The sequence below is a fragment of the Larkinella insperata genome, from assembly GCF_026248825.1.
Taxonomy (GTDB): Bacteria; Bacteroidota; Bacteroidia; order Cytophagales; family Spirosomataceae; genus Larkinella; species Larkinella insperata.
On the sequence record NZ_CP110973.1, the window covers coordinates 3069426 to 3085542 of the forward strand.

Annotated in this window: 15 protein-coding genes; 9 read left to right on the forward strand and 6 right to left on the reverse strand. The window is 54.7% G+C overall.

Going from position 1 to position 16117, the window contains the following annotated elements; all coding sequences use genetic code 11:
- Nucleotides 1–85 precede the first annotated feature (85 nt).
- Complete coding sequence (locus tag OQ371_RS12500; RefSeq protein WP_265994103.1) at nt 86–550, forward strand: Lrp/AsnC family transcriptional regulator; 465 nt, start codon at nt 86–88, stop codon at nt 548–550.
- Here OQ371_RS12500 and OQ371_RS12505 read toward each other — a convergent pair.
- Nucleotides 544–1161 (reverse strand): trimeric intracellular cation channel family protein, encoded by a 618-nt coding sequence (locus OQ371_RS12505; RefSeq protein ID WP_265994104.1) that lies wholly within the window; start codon nt 1159–1161, stop codon nt 544–546. The genes OQ371_RS12500 and OQ371_RS12505 overlap by 7 nt on opposite strands.
- Nucleotides 1162–1236: 75 nt before the next feature.
- Here OQ371_RS12505 and OQ371_RS12510 point away from each other — a divergent pair, with 75 nt between their 5' ends.
- The 3 genes from OQ371_RS12510 to OQ371_RS12520 all read left to right on the forward strand — a co-directional run bounded on the left by OQ371_RS12510 (nt 1237) and on the right by OQ371_RS12520 (nt 3211).
- Nucleotides 1237–2421 (forward strand): sialidase family protein, encoded by a 1185-nt coding sequence (locus OQ371_RS12510; RefSeq protein ID WP_310586634.1) that lies wholly within the window; start codon nt 1237–1239, stop codon nt 2419–2421.
- 52 nt (nt 2422–2473) lie between these two features.
- Nucleotides 2474–2851 carry a hypothetical protein gene (locus OQ371_RS12515; protein WP_265994105.1) on the forward strand — a complete coding sequence of 126 codons (378 nt, stop codon included), beginning with the start codon at nt 2474–2476 and terminating at the stop codon, nt 2849–2851.
- 114 nt (nt 2852–2965) lie between these two features.
- On the forward strand, nt 2966–3211 hold the full coding sequence (locus OQ371_RS12520) for a hypothetical protein (protein WP_265994106.1): 246 nt from the start codon (nt 2966–2968) through the stop codon (nt 3209–3211).
- Between the two features lie 24 nt (nt 3212–3235).
- On the opposite strand, the gene OQ371_RS12525 is transcribed toward OQ371_RS12520, so the two are convergent.
- From OQ371_RS12525 to OQ371_RS12540, 4 genes are all read right to left on the reverse strand, one after another.
- Complete coding sequence (locus tag OQ371_RS12525) at nt 3236–4201, reverse strand: nitrilase family protein (RefSeq protein WP_265994107.1); 966 nt, start codon at nt 4199–4201, stop codon at nt 3236–3238.
- Nucleotides 4202–4272: 71 nt separating this feature from the next.
- Nucleotides 4273–6294, reverse strand: coding sequence for an SUMF1/EgtB/PvdO family nonheme iron enzyme (locus tag OQ371_RS12530; RefSeq protein WP_265994108.1), 2022 nt, complete (start codon nt 6292–6294; stop codon nt 4273–4275).
- A gap of 55 nt (nt 6295–6349) precedes the next feature.
- On the reverse strand, nt 6350–7315 hold the full coding sequence (locus tag OQ371_RS12535) for a dihydrodipicolinate synthase family protein (protein WP_265994109.1): 966 nt from the start codon (nt 7313–7315) through the stop codon (nt 6350–6352).
- Nucleotides 7316–7438: 123 nt separating this feature from the next.
- A complete protein-coding gene (locus OQ371_RS12540; protein WP_265994110.1) occupies nt 7439–9028 on the reverse strand; it encodes a sodium:solute symporter family protein in 1590 nt (529 codons plus the stop codon).
- Nucleotides 9029–9232: 204 nt separating this feature from the next.
- On the opposite strand from OQ371_RS12540, the gene OQ371_RS12545 reads away from it, so the two are divergent.
- From OQ371_RS12545 to OQ371_RS12565, 5 genes are all read left to right on the forward strand, one after another.
- Nucleotides 9233–10099, forward strand: coding sequence for an AraC family transcriptional regulator (locus OQ371_RS12545; protein WP_265994111.1), 867 nt, complete (start codon nt 9233–9235; stop codon nt 10097–10099).
- Between the two features lie 4 nt (nt 10100–10103).
- Entirely contained in the window at nt 10104–11483 is a 1380-nt protein-coding gene (locus OQ371_RS12550; RefSeq protein WP_265994112.1) for a DUF3748 domain-containing protein, read from the forward strand.
- Nucleotides 11484–11591: 108 nt separating this feature from the next.
- Nucleotides 11592–12368 (forward strand): SDR family oxidoreductase, encoded by a 777-nt coding sequence (locus OQ371_RS12555; RefSeq protein ID WP_265994113.1) that lies wholly within the window; start codon nt 11592–11594, stop codon nt 12366–12368.
- 11 nt (nt 12369–12379) lie between these two features.
- Nucleotides 12380–12724: a hypothetical protein gene (locus OQ371_RS12560; RefSeq protein ID WP_265994114.1), complete on the forward strand. Its 345-nt coding sequence runs from the start codon at nt 12380–12382 to the stop codon at nt 12722–12724.
- 10 nt (nt 12725–12734) lie between these two features.
- Nucleotides 12735–13643, forward strand: coding sequence for a helix-turn-helix domain-containing protein (locus OQ371_RS12565; protein WP_265994115.1), 909 nt, complete (start codon nt 12735–12737; stop codon nt 13641–13643).
- 36 nt (nt 13644–13679) lie between these two features.
- On the opposite strand, the gene OQ371_RS12570 is transcribed toward OQ371_RS12565, so the two are convergent.
- Complete coding sequence (locus OQ371_RS12570; RefSeq protein ID WP_265994116.1) at nt 13680–15962, reverse strand: family 20 glycosylhydrolase; 2283 nt, start codon at nt 15960–15962, stop codon at nt 13680–13682.
- Between the last annotated feature and the right edge of the window lie 155 nt (nt 15963–16117).

The window sequence follows — 16117 nt, forward strand, 5'->3', positions numbered from 1 at the left end:
TTAATATTGTTGAAAACGATTTTATTCGTAGATAAAATTACTATCCAGGAATATCCTGATAATTAGCAGTAGAAAAATTTTCGGCATGGAACAACTCGATGAGATTGACAAGAAATTACTGCGGCTTTTGCAGGAAGATGCCAAGCTGACCACGAAAGAATTGGCCGCTCAGCTCGGCCTGACGCTTTCGCCGGTTTACGAACGAATCAAACGGCTGGAAAACCTGGGATTTATCAAACAGTACGTGGCGGTTCTGGACAAAAATCTGCTGGGACAACCCATCACGGCTTTCTGCCAGGTGTCCATGCGGTACCACGACAAAGCGTTTATCGACAAGTTTGAGGAAGAAATTAAGAAGCTGGAAGAAGTGCAGGAGTGTTACCACATGGCCGGTCAGGTCGACTTCCTGTTAAAAATTCACGTCAGCAGCCTGGACGGGTACCACAACTTTGTAAAGTACAAACTGTCGGAGATTGAAAACATTGGCGTCCTGAACAGCACGTTCGTTCTAAAAGAGATCAAGCACAACCTGGGGTACGTCGTTCATTGATTGCCGATGCGCGGCAAGGTCCAGCCGTAGCGAATGGCAAACAGGCGGATGAGGGTAATGCTGGCGGCTGAAATCAGAAAGTTCAAATTGGGGTCAATCGCCAGTTCTTTGCCCAGAACGTACAGCAGCGCACCAACCAGACAAGCCGTAGCGTAAACGTGTTTTTCGAAGATCAGCGGAATGTCATTCACTAGGGTGTCGCGCAGTACACCGCCAAACAGGGCCGACATGACACCCAGCAAAACCGCAGCCCAGTTGTTGACGTTCAGGCTCAGCGCTTTTTGTAAACCAAAAATGGTGTAAATACCGATACCGAGCGTATCAAAAAAAAGCAGGGGCCGCCGAAGCTGACCAAACCACCAGCGCCGTCCGGCAATGGCGATGCCCACACCAAGCATGATTACAATGATGTAATTAGGGTCCCGAATCCAGAAAATCGGGTGAGCGCCCATGATGATATCACGGGTGGTTCCGCCACCGACCGCCGTTAAAAAGCCGATGAAAGAAATACCAAACAGATCGTGGTACATTCGTTTCCCCAGGGCGGAAAGCGCCCCCGAAATGGCGAAAATGGCCGTGCCGATTAAGTCGAGTAAATACCAATTGCTCATGCGCCAAAGGAAACACTTTTTCACGATTTTAGACGAAATTTGTCTAGTTTCGTGGATTCCCGACCGCTGCCTGCCATGCCCCGACTCCTGTTTAAAACCATCCGTTTTCTGGTCATTCTGCTGGCGTTAGCTGGTGAAATGGGGTTAACAAAAACCGCTACTGAGGAAACAACGGTTTTCCAAAAGGGAGAAGGTGGGTACCAATGTTACCGGATTCCGGCGATTGTGAAAGCCCCCAACGGTAATCTGCTGGCCTTTGCTGAAGGACGAAAAACGGGCTGCAACGATTTTGGCGACATTGATCTGGTCATGCGCATCAGCACGGACAACGGCCGGACCTGGGGAGCACTTCGGGTTGTAGCCGATAACGGCGCCTTGCTGGCCGGCAACCCCGCGCCGGTTTTTGACCTCACCGACCGGAGGTTTGCCCAAGGACGCCTTTTTCTACTCTACAACACCAGCACGGTTTCGGAAAATGACATTCGGAAGGGCCTGGGCATTCGGGAGGTTTGGTCTAAAACCAGCACCGACAACGGGCAAACGTGGTCGGTGCCCGTCAACACGACGGAGCAGGTAAACCGCCCGAATCTTCCCGATGTGAATCCGGCCTACCGGTTTCCGGAAGACTGGCGGTGGTACGCCAACACGCCGGGCCACGCGCTGCAAATCCGGAGAGGTCGCTATAAAGGCCGGATTTTTGTAGCCGCCAACCACACCGCCGGACCGCTTCAGCCGCAATTTCGCGAGGGCCGGGCGCACGGTTTTTTCTCCGACGACCACGGTAAAACTTGGAAGCTGGCCCCGGATGTTGCCTACCTCGGCAGCAATGAAAGCACAGCCGCCGAAACTTCAGACGGTCATGTATTGATGAACAGCCGCAACCAGTCCGGTGACGTGAAAAATCGCTTGTTGTCGCTTTCAAAAACGGGCGGGGAAACTTGGGAGCCGGTGCGGGTGGCGCAGGATTTGCCCGATCCGGTTTGCCAGGGAAGCATGATCGATTACCAACCCCGCCGGGGCAAACACGTCCTGTTGTTTTCCAATCCGAACAGCCAGACGGGCCGCGAAAACCTGACCATCCGGGTCAGCACCGACGATGGCCGGAACTGGTCGGCGGGCAAGACCGTTTACAGCGGACCGGCTGCTTACTCCGATCTGGTGATTCAGCAGGACCGTCGCATCGGCGTGCTGTACGAGAAAGACAAGTACGCCCGGATCGTTTATCAATCTTTTGCCGACGACTGGTTGTTGCAAGAGTAAAAAGCCGTAAAAGAATTACTTTTAGGTCTGATAAATCCACAGCCAAATTCCCATGAAAAAGCTTTTCTACGTCTGCCTGGCCGTACTGGCCTTTTCCTGCAAAAAGAACGAGCCGGAATTTGTCTTGCTTACGTATGAAGACTGGTATGTTTTTCAGTCACCAACTGACCGGCCCATCCAGGGCGTTTGGGGTGATATTGACAAAACGCTTTTGATTTCGACCGGCATCGCCGTCTACCGCTCTGTCGACCGGGGAACGACCTGGCAGGCGGTTATTCCGCACTCTAGCAACGGTATTTTCGGGATCACGAAGCAAAAGGATACGCTGTTTGCCATGACGGGCTTGAACAACCGGGGATTTGGGTCAACCTATCGTCAGGCATTGGCGAATCCCAGTCAGTACAGCGTTGACGATGGCCAGACCTGGTAGCAATACAAACGGTACAACCCCACGCTAGATTACGACCGCCTTTCGGAAGCCGAAAAGCGTCGCTTTTTTATTAATCCGGTTACAACCGCAGAGGGAAATTCCTACATCATCAACGTGGTTTATCTGGACGATTCCACCCAGGCAAGCCGCCGATACGAAACACCGGGCGTGGTAACGTCAGCGGGTCGGCGGATCGACTTGCCGCAGCTTCACCAGTTGAACAGTCTCTACCTCGACGCCAGCGAACGGCTTTACCTGTCCGGCACGGATGCGGTGTGTGAGCGTGACCCTAATTTTGCGTTCTGCAACAGCAAGGAAGGACGGGGTATGGTCTACGTGTCTAAAAAGCCCCGGCCCTGATGAGTAAACCTACCGGAAAGCCGTCTACGCCGACGGATCAATTTCGGGATTCAGCCAAACTACTTTTTGCTCGGGCTGGTGCTCCTGGCCAATGATGTCGCGGTATAAATCCGGTCGGCGGGCTTTTTTGTAGCGGTACCCGCCCGCCATGGTTAGTTTTTCCGGCGTACAGGTTGCAATTGCCATGTCGTTGCCCAGATTCCGGCATTCGGCCAGTACGTCGCCAAACGGGTCCAGAATCATCGAACAGCCGTTTTTGAGCTGATCATCGTCCATGCCAATCGGGTTGGAGAAAACCACATAAATACCGTTGTCGTAAGCCCGGGCGGGAAGCCACTTCATAAGCCACGCCCGGCCTTTCATGCCGTCAAATTCAATCCGCAGCGAGGTGGGGTCCTGCTCCCGGTTTTCCCAAAGCGCCGGATCGACGAAGCCCGCGCCCGGTCGGGTGGAGGGCGTACACATCGTGACGTGCGGCATGAAAATAATGTCGGCGCCCAGCAGCGTTGTCGCCCGGACGTTTTCGATCACGTTGTTGTCGTAGCAGATCAGAATGCCGCATTTCCAGCCTTTGATCTCAAACACCACGTACTGATCGCCCGGCAGCAGGTGCGGGTTGATAAACGGGTGCAGTTTGCGGTATTTGGCAATCAACCCGTTTTCGCCGACGCAAACCTGCGCCTTGAAAAGCCGGTCCTGCTCATCTTTTTCGAACAAACCCGCCAGAATCACAATCTGGTGTTCGCGGGCAATGTCGGTTAGCGTCTGGATGCTTTCTCCGTCCGGAATGCGCTCGGCGATGTCCAGCATCTGCTCACGCGACAGGTGCCGGGCGTGGGTGTAGCCGGGAATGGAGCACTCGTGAAAAGCAATCACATCGGCCCCTTTTTGGGCCGCCTGGGCCGCCATCCGGCGGATGATAGCCAGGTTGTGCGCTTTCTGGCCGTTGAAATGTTCAAACTGGGCGGTAGCAATGCGAAGCGGTTCCATCCCGCAAACATACGGACAAAATGCGGTTCCGTTATGGCAGAACGCGCCAATCTGTCGAGTACGTTTTGCCTTTATTGCCTGGCTGCTTCCAGAACCATTTTCTGTTGCAGCCACGCCAGATTGAACCGGTAATGAATACTGCTGCTAATCAGGTGAATCAGGTTGTCGGGGGTTTGCGTCAGGGCCAGATACCCGCGCGGTTCGGCGTTGGTTGCATTCATTTCAAACGCCCCGGTCCAGGCTCCCCCGTTGAGGTAGCGGTATTTCCCGTCAGTCAACAGCTTTTTGACCGGCCAGGTTTTGCCTTCGTCGAACGACAGGGCAGCGTACATGCCGTAGCCTTTAAACGAATTACCCTTATCGTCGGTAAATACCATGCCTTTCTTGGCTTCGTCGGGTTCTTCGGGATGGTGCGTAAACCCAATCAGCATAATCGGCCCTTCGTTCAGACGGTACAGAATCAGGCGCTGACCGCCCGCAATTGGGGGGAATTCCGAGGGTGAATAGGTCCAGGTTTTGCCCATATCGCGCGACAGGCTCATGGGCATCCGTAACACGCCGTCGGCGTTGGCAATGTTGTCGCTTCGCCCGAAGGCCAGCAAACTACCGTCTTTCAACTGGGTAACGCCCGCGTGGATTCCGGCAATCAAACCGCCGGAAGCACCGTTTTTGTAGTCCGGTTTCTGGGGGTCGGTCGACGAAGCCACCCAGGTTTTGCCGCCGTCCCTGCTGACGTGTACCGCCGAACCGCCCGACGAACTGGGGTCGGCGTCGCAGGTCTGCACCAGCCAGCCTTCCTTGGTCTGGAACATCCCGGCAATGACCTGATGCCGTTTTTCGTGCTCCGGCGCCACCAGTTTCGGGGCCGACCAGGTAGCGCCGTTGTCGCGGCTGGTCCGTAACGCCATCGCCAGGTTCTGCCAGTCACCGCTCGCTTCGACGCCGTTCATGTGGTAAATCGTGCCTTTGCCGTCGTGGAAAATCGAACTGCCCGTCATGTTACGGTCCGGCACTTTGAAAAACTCGGAGGGCGCATCCCAGCGTGGCTGCCCGGCCCGCAGCCGACTGGTCACCACCGTCATTTCGCGCCCGGCTTCTTTTTCGGTCGAGAACCAGATGGCCATCAGATCGCCGTTGGGCATCCAGGTGATGGCGGGCTGGTGGTTGTGCGAATAAAATGGCACGCCAGCATCGCAGGCGGGTTTGTTTACGTAGCGAATCGGTTCCAGAAAAACCGGCTGCGTGGCCGATCCGGTTTTCCAGGCAAACGGTTTTTGCGAAACGTTCTGCGCGTACGTTTTCGGTGGTAAGGCCGGCAGGGGCTGAGAAGTCGGTTTTTCGGCCTGCACCACCCGGAAGCCCACAAGCCAGTTTTTGTCTTCGGGAATCATGCCGAGCCGGTTGGTGGTCCGCAGGTACTGAACCGGGGTGCCGTGGCTGCCTCCGCGCGTAACCCGAAACGGGCCGGATGCGCGGCCCACCGGATCGCTTTGTTCGGCGGCTTCGTACGGGCCATACCAGTCTGAACACCACTCTTCCACGTTCCCGTGCATATCCTGCAGGCCCCAGGCATTGGCGGGCGTTTGACCTACTTTCAGGGAAACCACAACCGGAATGCGGTCGGTTTTCTGGTTTTTCTGGTAAGGCTGGGGCAAAAACCGTCCCGTCGAAAAGGGCGTTACGGTTCCGGCGTGGCAGGCATATTCCCATTCGGCTTCGGTGGGAAGCCGGTACGGTTTTCCTTCTTTTTGGCTAAGCCACTCGCAGAAGGCCACGGCCTCGGCGTAGCTCACAAACACCACGGCTTCGTCATCTTCTTTCGAAAAACCGGCTTTCCCGCGCAGTTTTTTGTGCTCAGGATCAAACGCTTCGTACTGCGCGTTGGTCACTTCCGTGGCCGCCATTCGAAACGGTTTGGAAATCCGGACGCGGTGAACCGGCGCTTCGTCGTAATCTTCCCCTTCGCCTTCCGAACCCATGTAGAATCGTCCGGCCTGAACCGGCACGAGCTTCATGCCCAGCGAATTAGTATCCTGCGCGAAGGTGGTTGTGGCAAGGAAAAGAAAAACAAACAACAGGCGATAAGCGATCATAACGTAGGGTTAATCTGATTCCTCCGGTTTAACCGGAAGGCAAAGTAAATGGATTTTAGCTGACTAGTTTCCCGGCGTAAATCGTTTCAATTCTTAAAGATGCCTGCAGCTCGCTGGCGGTCTCAACCAGGGCATCCATGTCGCGTTGCAGTTCGGGCGTCAGTAAACCAACTTCCCGGCGGGTGTACAACGAAATGGGCAGGCCGCGTTTTTGCAGGGTGTATTTGGCAATGGTGGGGTAGGCCGTATGAACCAGTTCCATGCAATCAACGAAAAACTGCTGCACACGGTCGATGTCCGGCTGTTTCTCCGGATTGTCGAAGTTGTTGCAGAGCCAGACGATCAGCTCCGGGAATTCATTGCCCTGAATGCACGACAAACCGGCGGCCCCCGCCCGCAGCGACGACACGGCATTGACCATGTAGGCGTCGTACAGACCAAACTGATACCCGGCTCCGGCGGCAATCCGGCGGGCCACCTCCTGATCGTCCAGACAGGTGTCTTTGTGGTAAATCAGGCGCCCGGTGGGCAGGAGTTCGCTCAGGATTTCGGCGCTGATCAGGCGTTTGTAGGGAACCGGGCACTCGTAGAATCCGAGCGGAATGCCGTCGGTCTGGTCGATGAGCTGGTGCATCCGGTCCAGAAAAGCCGCGTCGGATTCGTCTTCGCCGGCAATCAGACTGGTAATAACGATAACCGCATGGATACCGGTTTTGTATATACGCTTTACGAAATCCGCCTGCTGGGCGATGGGTCCGCCGAAGGTGCCCGTTGCCACGACCGGCACGCGCCCCGCCGTCTGATCAACCACAAACCGAGTGACTTCCAGCCGCTCCTCTTCCGTCAGCTCATACATCTCGCTCGATAAACAGGTGGCAAACAGGCCCGCGGCTCCGGTTTCCAGGTAAAAATCGACTAACTGGGCCAGCGCCGGGTAATCGACGGCACCGGTTTCCTGAAAAGGAGTAAGCATGACGGGAATAAAACCCTGGGGTAACGATCCGACAGAAGAGGAAGACATGGCTGAGAAAGTTGAAAGATGAAAACGCGTTGTTGTAGTCAGAAAATACCAGCGTTAATCAGAGAAACTTTTAACCTCTGATTAACGCTGGGTAACACTTTAAGTAAGGGTTTAGGAATTGGGTTAGGGTTGAGCAACAGTCTTGGGTTTAGGAATAATCGTGTTTTTAGTGCCGCGAAGTTTGGTAAACAGCAGGCCGACCAGAAAAATCGTCAGCGTACCGACCACCATGATCATGTTTTGGTGAAACGGACTGCGCAGGGCCGCGTACTCGTCCGGAATCTGGGCCGAGAATGTCATCCAGACAATCACCAGCAGGCCCACCACCGTAGCTGTCCAGGCTTCCGTGTTGCGGGTTTGCCGCGAGATGATGCCCAGCAGGAAAAGGCCGAGCATACCGCCCGCGAAAATACCGGAGAGCATCCACCAGATGTCGAGTACGCTCTTGACGCCGATCATTGCAATGCCGGTGACCATACCGAGCACTCCGAAAACCGTGGTGGCAACGTATAACAACCGCAGCGATTGCCCACCCGACAGGTTGGGCTTCAGATACCGCTGGTAAATATCAACCGAAAAAACCGTTGCCGACGCATTCATGCTCGAACTGATGGTGCTCATGGCCGCCGACAGGATAGCCGCCACGATCAGCCCGACCAGGCCCGCCGGAACCTTGTTGACCATAAAATGCGGCATCACTTTATCGCCAAATTCGGCGGGCGTCAGCGTGTTGGCCAGTTGCCGGATCGCTTCCGGACTGCCGTTGGGCAGGCGCTCTCCGGCAACCTGCATCCGGACGGCCGCCAGCATATCCGGGTTGCTTTCGTAATAAGCGTACAGACACGAACCGAGGACGAAAAAGACGAGCGAAACCGGCACGTAGAGGTACACACAAAGCCAGATCGAGCGCGTAGCTTCCTTGACCGAGGTGGTGGTATGATACCGCTGCACGTAATTCTGGTCCATCCCGAAGTTGTTCAGGTTCATGAAAAAACCGTAGAGCAATACCACCCAGAACGTCGATTGGGTGAAATTGGGCGCAAAACTGCCGAGGCTGAATTTGTCGGCAGCTTTACCGATCTGGACAATTTTATCCACCCCGCCCGGCATTCCGGCCACTACCAGGTAGAGAATGATCAGCGCTCCGGCGGTTTTAATGACGCCCTGCACCACCTCCGTCCAGATGACGGCTTCCATGCCGCCCATGACGGTATAAAGAATGATGCAGATGCCGACGACGATCATGATGGTTGCCATCGGATACCCCGTCAGGGCCTGCAAACTCAGGGCAATGCCGAAGAAAATGGAGCCCATGCGGGCCAGTTGAGTCAGGAGGAAACAAACCACGGCGTAGGTTCGTGCCCAGGGGCCGAACCGGTGTTCCAGGTGCGTGTAGGCCGAAACTTCGCCGGTATGGCGGTAGAACGGCACGAAAAACTTGGCCGCCACCCAGGCCGAGAGCGGCATTGCGAGGCTGAAAACAAACGAATTCCAGTTGCTGCCGAAGGCTTTGCCCGGTACGCCCAGAAACGTGTTGCTGCTGAGAAAAGTCGCGTAGATCGACATCCCGATGGCCCAGCCCGGAATCTTGCCCGAAGCCTTCGTAAACTGGTCGGCGCTCTTGTTGTTTCGGGAGAAATAAACCCCAACGGCCACCATCCCGACCAGGTAAGCAACAATTACCAGTAAATCGATAACGGGCAGATTCTTCATTCGGCGGGTTACGGTAATTTATGAGAATTATTTTTTAGTCTTGAGCGAAAATAACGGCTTCTTGATTAGCTTGCAAACGTAATTTTATGACTGCGCTACTAATAAATTTGACTATACTGGCAAAAGTAGTTTATATAGCCGCTGATACGTTGTGTAGACTTTTCCAATCATTGTACGATTTTACCATAAAAGAGTTCGTTGAGAATGAAGGCTCATTTTCATAAAGTACCCGTCAACGCCCAGGATGCGTTCAGCGTTCGGCACGATCGGAAGCCTAATTTTGGCAACATCTGGCACTACCACCCGGAGCTGGAACTGCACTACGTCATTCAGGGAGAGGGGGTTCGGTTTATTGGCGACAATGTGAGCAATTTTTCGGCGGGGGAAATTCTGCTGGTGGGCGAAAACCTGCCACATACCTGGCGGTGTAATGACGCTTATTTTCAGGACAGTTCCAGAATGCAGGTGGAAGCCATCCTGATGCAGTTCCGGCCCGACTGCCTGGGGCGCGACTTCCTGAATCTGGCCGAAACCCAGCCCATCCGGCGGCTGTACGAACGGGCTTCGCGGGGGCTGCTGATCAAAGGCGAAACGGGCGAAAAAATAGCGTCGCTGCTCTACAGCGTCGTTGAAGCCCGCCCGCTGCAACGCCTGATTATTCTGCTGTCAATTCTGGAAATTCTGTCGCAATCCGATGAACTGGAGACGATTACATCGGAACACGCTTTTTACCAGTCGAACGAACTGGAAACCGTGCGGCTCAACAAAGTGTGCACGTATACCCTGTCGAATTACGCCAAAGAAATCACGCTGGAAGAAGTGGCTTCCATGGCCAACCTGAGCGTCACGTCGTTCTGCCGGTATTTCAAAATGATGACGCACAAGACGTACCACGAATTTCTGACCGAGGTGCGGATCAGTCACGCGTGCCGGGCGCTGGTCGAAAACAAGCTGAGCGCCGAGGTGATCTGCTTCGATAGCGGCTTTAACAACCTGTCGAATTTTTACCGCCACTTCAAGCGCGTCAAGGGCGTGACGCCCCTCGAATACAAACGAACCTATCTTCAATAACCGTATGAACTCCCGGATTGGCTGGCTCCTTCTCGGTGCGGGCCTGCAAACCTGCGCTCCCAAACCCCACCTGACCATGAATTTTACCGAAAGACAACTTACGTTCGACGCCAAAGGGCACACCATTCATAACGCCCAGGCGTTTTCACCCTCCGACGAATGGCTGGTTTACGACACCCGGAACGTCGATACCGGCATCGGTAGCACGGGTTCTATTGAAATGGTGAACGTAAAAACCGGTGAAACCAAGGTGCTGTACCAGACGGAAAACCAGACCGAATTTGGCCCCGGCGTGGGGGCCGTTACGTTCTCGCCGACCCAAAACCGGGTGTTGTTTATCCACGGTATTCGGAACGCCGACCAGGCAAAGCCGTACGGTTTTGCCCGCCGGACGGGCGTGGCCATTGACACCGATCAGCCCGGCAAACCGATTTTTCTGGACGCCCGCGATGTGACGCCCCCGTTTACGCCGGGGGCCTTGCGGGGCGGTACCCACGCCCACGGCTGGAGCGCCGACGGCCAGTGGATCAGCTTCACCTACAACGATTACCTGCTCGACCAACTGAGCAAAACGGCCCCGGCGGTGAAGGACCTCCGCGTGGTGGGCGTGATGGCGCCGATCAAAAAAGTGGAAGTGTCCGACGACGGCTCTCGGGAAAACAATTCGGGAGAGTTATTCTCGGTGATCGTCACCCGCGTGACCGAATCGCCGAAGCCGGGGAGCGACGAGATTGACAAAGCCTTTGACGAAGGCTGGATGGGCACGGACGGATACCGTAAAGCGGACGGAAGCTGGCAGAAGCGGGCACTGGCGTTTCAGGGCAATGTGCGGAACAAAGAAGGCAAAACCGTCACCGAAATTTTTGTGGCCGACCTGCCCGACGATCTGACCCAGGCCGTTGACGGTCAGCCGCTGGCGGGAACCGAAACGACTCGTCCCAACCCGCCGAAAGGGGTTCAGCAGCGCCGGATCACGTTTACGGAACACGGAGCCGAAGGTCCCCGGCACTGGCTTCGGACGACGCCCGACGGGGCACTCATCGGTTTTCTGGCAAAAGACCCCAGCGGAACCATTCAGCTTTTTGGCGTATCGCCCAACGGCGGCCCCGTCCGGCAACTGACGAAACAGCCGTTTTCCATTCAGACCACCTTTAACTTCAGTCCCGATGGCCGCTGGGTGGCTTATGCCGCCGACAACAGCGTGTTCATCACCGAGGTCGCGACCGGCGAGTTCCGGCGGTTAACGCCCCGGTCGTCGGACGACGTGCAGCCCCGCAACGGTGTCGTCTGGTCCAACAAAGGCGATCAGATTGCGTATAACCGGTATGTGACGACGGAAAAGGGACGGTTTTTGCAGTTGTTCGTGTTAGAGAAGGGACGGTAAGCGGAGACGCATGACCAACATCTTCCTTTTCACTACAACATTGCGACTTTTGGCTACATCCGTTTTCTGATGGCTTATGAACTTTGCATCAACCAAAAATCAGAAACGATGAACCTACAAAACAACACCATTCTCGTCACCGGCGGAACCAGCGGCTTCGGATTTGAATTTGCTTCCCGACTGATTGCCTTAGGCAACACCGTTATCATCACCGGAAGAAACGCCCAACGACTGCGGGAAACGAAAGAGAAACTTCCTGCGGTCCACATCCTGCAGAGCGACGTAAGCAAAGCGGATGACATCGTTCGTCTGTATGATCAGGCAACCCAGGAGTTTCCGGAGCTAAACGTCCTCATCAACAACGCCGGTGAAATGCGCAAAATCAGTCTGCATCAGCCGCATGAACTGGAAGACATCACCCGGGAAATTGAAATCAACCTGATGGGGTCCATCCGCATGGTGCAGCAATTTCTGCCGCATTTGAAAACAAAAGCAAACGCGGCCATCCTGAACGTCACCTCGGGTATTGCCTTGATGCCCTTCCCGATATCGCCCATTTACAGCGCGAGCAAATCCGGGTTGCGGGCTTACACAAAAGCCTTACGGGTGCAGTTGAAAAATACCAACGTCAAAGTGATTGAACTGGTGGCCCCCGGAAGCTCCACGCCGTTGAACGACAAATTTGTGAACGAAGACGGCTTTAATGCGAAGGCGCTGATGGCCCCCGATAAAATTGTGGCTGCGGCCATCAAGGGAATGAAAAACGATCAGGAGGAAATTTACCCCGGTTTGGCCAGCCTCATGCGGTTGATGAGCCGGATCGCACCCGACTTTATGCTTTCACAAGCCGGCAAAATGGGCGCTTCAACGATGTATGGTAACTAAATCCAGCAAAAATGAAAATCATTAGCATTATCCTCATCGCGGTGTCGGCGTTTCTGAGTCTCAAACACGGCTGGGATGCGTTCCAGCCGGCCAACGCCGACCAGGCAAAAATGATGGCCGAGTTGGGCATCTCCAAAACCGCCATGCCGTTTTTCGGCGTATTTTCGATCCTTATTGGGTTGATGATACTTTTTCCGCAAACCTTTTTTCTGGGCAATCTTCTGAATGCCATCACCATTCTGTTGATCATGGCGCTGTCGTTACAGGCGGGAAACATCAAAATGGCGTTGATTGAAATCCCGTTTCTGGCTATGCCGCTGGTATTGATCGGGTTGAAGCATCCGTTAAACCAATAAGTTTGATCAAATGGCTCATTCAAAACCGTATCGCATCAAATCCATCACGGAAATTCACCGGTTAATGGATCTTCCCAAGCCGCATCATCCGCTCATCGGTATGATCGACCTGAAAGGACTGAAAAACGACCCCAACCTAACTTCCGTTGTTTCTGACTTGTATGTTATATCGCTAAAAAGGGGCTGCGACAAACTCTTCTATGGGCAACAGCGGTATGATTTTGATGAAGGCTTAATGGCTTTCATCGCCCCCGGTCAGATTTTGCGGGGCGAAGCAAACGGGGTGCCTCACAAGCTCGACGGCTGGATGTTGTTTATTCATCCTGACTTTTTGTGGAACACGCCACTCGCCAAAAAAATCAGGCAATACGAGTATTTTGGTTATGCTTCCAACGAAGCTCTGTTTCTGTCCGACAAAGAAGAAACCCTCATCAACGGTATCGTCGACAACATCAAACAGGAGTACCACTCCACCATCGACAAATTCAGCCAGGATGTCATTATTGCCCAGCTGGAGGTTTTGCTGACCTACGCCCAACGCTTTTACGAACGGCAGTTCATCACCCGCAAAATCACCAGCCACAAGGTGCTGGACCGGTTGGAAGAAGTACTGACGGATTATTTCAACAACGAAGATTTGGTGTCAAAAGGGCTGCCCACGGTTCGCTACATGGCCGACGCACTGCACATGTCCACCAAATATTTAAGCAGCTTACTCAAGCAGCTGACCGGGCAAACTACGCAGCAACTCATTCACGAAAAGCTGATCGAGAAAGCCAAAGAAAAACTGTCCACCACCGACTTGTCCGTCAGCGAAATTGCCTACGAACTAGGCTTTGAGCATTCCCAGTCGTTCAATAAACTGTTCAAGGCGAAGACCCGGCAAAGCCCGCTGGAGTTCAGGCAGTCGTTTAACTAACCGGGCGCCGGAGCGCCCGATTCGTACAATCCGGTATTAGTGCGAAAACCAGCTATCGGGAATATCGGCGGGTTCCGACCCGTTCAGGCTGTATTTCAGCTTGAGCGTAAAGCCGCCCCCGCCCTCGATGAAGTCCGCTTCGAACGGGTGCGCCCCTTTCTGTAAGGCAACCTGCCCGCTTTTTTCAATGGGGAAATGGTTGCCGTCGTTATCAACCACCATCCGGTCGGCAATGCGCAGAATACCGCCGTCGTCGCAGGTGTAGAAGAAGCTGTAAACGCCCGTTTCCGGAACGGTCAGGGAGCCGCGAAACTGAATGCCAAAGCTGGGCGCATTGACGGATTTCGGCACCACCACGTTGTTAATGGTATACGTACTGTCGGCGGTTTGCTGTTTCATCAGCTTGGTTTCCTTGAAGTATTTTTTGTAATAGTGGCACTGCAAACCGGCTTTGGGTGCAGCAACCGTTGCGGGCGTTGCGTAGGCTTGCTGCTGGTACCGAAGCGAGTACACATCCCCGCGCACCCCCGAGGGCGTGAAAGCCGCCACCCGAACGGTTTGCGGTTTCGAAATTTCCAGTCCGTCTTTCAGTTCGGGGGAACTGCTCTGGGGCTGCGAACCGTCGGTTGTGTACCGCAGGGTGTAGCTGTGCAGCGGTTTTTTGATGCGCAGTGTGGCTTTATCGGCAAAAACGTTCTCTTCGGCAAAACCGGTCAGATCGGGCAGGCGGTAATGAATGCCCATTTTTTCCATGCGCCCGTAATGCTGAAGCAGTCGTTGCTGGAACGATGCGTAGTTGGGGCGGGCCGTCCAGACCACTTCCGATAGCGCCGTCATGCGGGGCATGGCCATGTAGTCGGCCCGGTTTTCCGACGGAATGTATTCGGTCCAGATGTTGGCCTGAGCGCCCAGGAAGAGGTTCTTTTGCTGTGGGGTGATGCCTTCAGGAACGACGGCCAGGTTATACACGTTCTCGACCGACTGAATACCCGGAGGGCTGTCGAAGTACAGCGTGCTGACGGGCGTCATCACCACCTTGTTGCCGTTGCGGGCGGCTTTCTGAGGAGCGTCTTTCACCCAACTGCGCCAGTACATCACCGTCGCCGAGGGCTTAAGACCGCCCTCGAGCGCGTCGTCCCAAACCAGCAATTTCTTTCCCTTCGACTGAACGTACGCTTCAATCCGGTGGACGAAGTAGCTTTGCAACTCTTCCACGTTTTTGATGCCTTCCCGTTTCATCAGTTCCTGACAGGCGGTGGATTGCGCCCAGGTGGTTTTTTCAACCTCGTCGGCCCCGATGTGGATGTAGGAACTCGGGAAGAGCCTCATTACTTCGTTCAGGACAGTTTCCATGAACGTGTACGTGGGTTCGTTGCAGGGGCAAACGGGCACCGAAAACGTTTTTCCCATGCCCGGCTGGCCCGTACAGCTCAGAAATGGATACGCCTGAATGGCCGAACTCAGGTGGCCGGGCATGTCAATTTCGGGGATGATTTCGATGTGCCGGGCGGCCGCGTAGGCGATGAGCTTGCGCATCTGATCCTGCGTGTAAAAACCGCCGTATTGCGTCTGGCCGTTGTGCTGCCGCAGAAATTGCTTCGGTAAATCAAAGTCCGGGTTTTCGACGGCGCGTTTCAAAACGACCGAATCCTGGTTGTTGAAGGTTCGCCAGGCGCCTTCGGTCGTCAGTTTGGGATAGGCTTTGATTTCCAGCCGCCAGCCCTGGTCGTCGGTCAGGTGGAGGTGAAACGTATTAAACTTATAAAGCGCCAGCCGGTCGATGAATTTTTCTAAATAGTCGATGGAATAAAAATGGCGCGACACGTCGAGGTGCATCCCACGCCAGCCGTAAGCCGGGCCATCCTGAATCTGGACCGCCGGAAGAACCAGCGACGACACCGGTTTGGCACTTCGGCTCTCAAGGTCAACGGGCAGCAACTGGCGAATCGTCTGGATGGCGCGGAACATGCCGACGGGCTGTCCGGCCTTCAGCGTTACCTGTTGAGGAGTAATGGTCAGGACGTACGCTTCCGGATTGGTCAGGGTCGCATCGTGCTGCAGGACGATCCGGGTGCCCTTGCCGGTAGCGGGCAACGGTTTTCTCAGACCAGCCTGGAGCAAGGCCTGCAACTGCCGGCTTTCGTTCGCAAAACGGTTGTCCTGCACGATCAGGGCGGTTTGGGCCGTTACCGTAAACTGGCCCGCAGCGGGTGCAAGCGAAGTGGGGTAGGGAATGAGCGGGTAGCGTTGCGCGGGTTGTTGCGCATTCGCTGCCAGGACGGCCAGCCAAGCCGTCAGCACTAAGAAAAATCGGATCATAGGTCTTGATAAGTAACGACCGGTTAGGCAGGACAAGCTGCCGATTGACGCGCCATCTGGACTCATTCGGTGTAACGCCAACCCGTTTCGGACCGTAATATTACCCCGTGCAACCCGCTTCTGCAAACGGGGAATGGTCATGCTTACCCCACCAA

Bases quoted from the DNA above. Each gene is read 5' to 3' on its own strand.
- OQ371_RS12500 (WP_265994103.1), top strand. From the start codon at position 86: ATGGAACAACTCGATGAGATTGACAAGAAATTACTGCGGCTTTTGCAG.
- OQ371_RS12505 (WP_265994104.1), bottom strand. From the start codon at position 1,161: ATGAGCAATTGGTATTTACTCGACTTAATCGGCACGGCCATTTTCGCC.
- OQ371_RS12510 (WP_310586634.1), top strand. From the start codon at position 1,237: ATGCCCCGACTCCTGTTTAAAACCATCCGTTTTCTGGTCATTCTGCTG.
- OQ371_RS12515 (WP_265994105.1), top strand. From the start codon at position 2,474: ATGAAAAAGCTTTTCTACGTCTGCCTGGCCGTACTGGCCTTTTCCTGC.
- OQ371_RS12525 (WP_265994107.1), bottom strand. From the start codon at position 4,201: ATGGAACCGCTTCGCATTGCTACCGCCCAGTTTGAACATTTCAACGGC.
- OQ371_RS12530 (WP_265994108.1), bottom strand. From the start codon at position 6,294: ATGATCGCTTATCGCCTGTTGTTTGTTTTTCTTTTCCTTGCCACAACC.
- OQ371_RS12535 (WP_265994109.1), bottom strand. From the start codon at position 7,315: ATGTCTTCCTCTTCTGTCGGATCGTTACCCCAGGGTTTTATTCCCGTC.
- OQ371_RS12540 (WP_265994110.1), bottom strand. From the start codon at position 9,028: ATGAAGAATCTGCCCGTTATCGATTTACTGGTAATTGTTGCTTACCTG.
- OQ371_RS12545 (WP_265994111.1), top strand. From the start codon at position 9,233: ATGAAGGCTCATTTTCATAAAGTACCCGTCAACGCCCAGGATGCGTTC.
- OQ371_RS12550 (WP_265994112.1), top strand. From the start codon at position 10,104: ATGAACTCCCGGATTGGCTGGCTCCTTCTCGGTGCGGGCCTGCAAACC.
- OQ371_RS12555 (WP_265994113.1), top strand. From the start codon at position 11,592: ATGAACCTACAAAACAACACCATTCTCGTCACCGGCGGAACCAGCGGC.
- OQ371_RS12560 (WP_265994114.1), top strand. From the start codon at position 12,380: ATGAAAATCATTAGCATTATCCTCATCGCGGTGTCGGCGTTTCTGAGT.
- OQ371_RS12565 (WP_265994115.1), top strand. From the start codon at position 12,735: ATGGCTCATTCAAAACCGTATCGCATCAAATCCATCACGGAAATTCAC.
- OQ371_RS12570 (WP_265994116.1), bottom strand. From the start codon at position 15,962: ATGATCCGATTTTTCTTAGTGCTGACGGCTTGGCTGGCCGTCCTGGCA.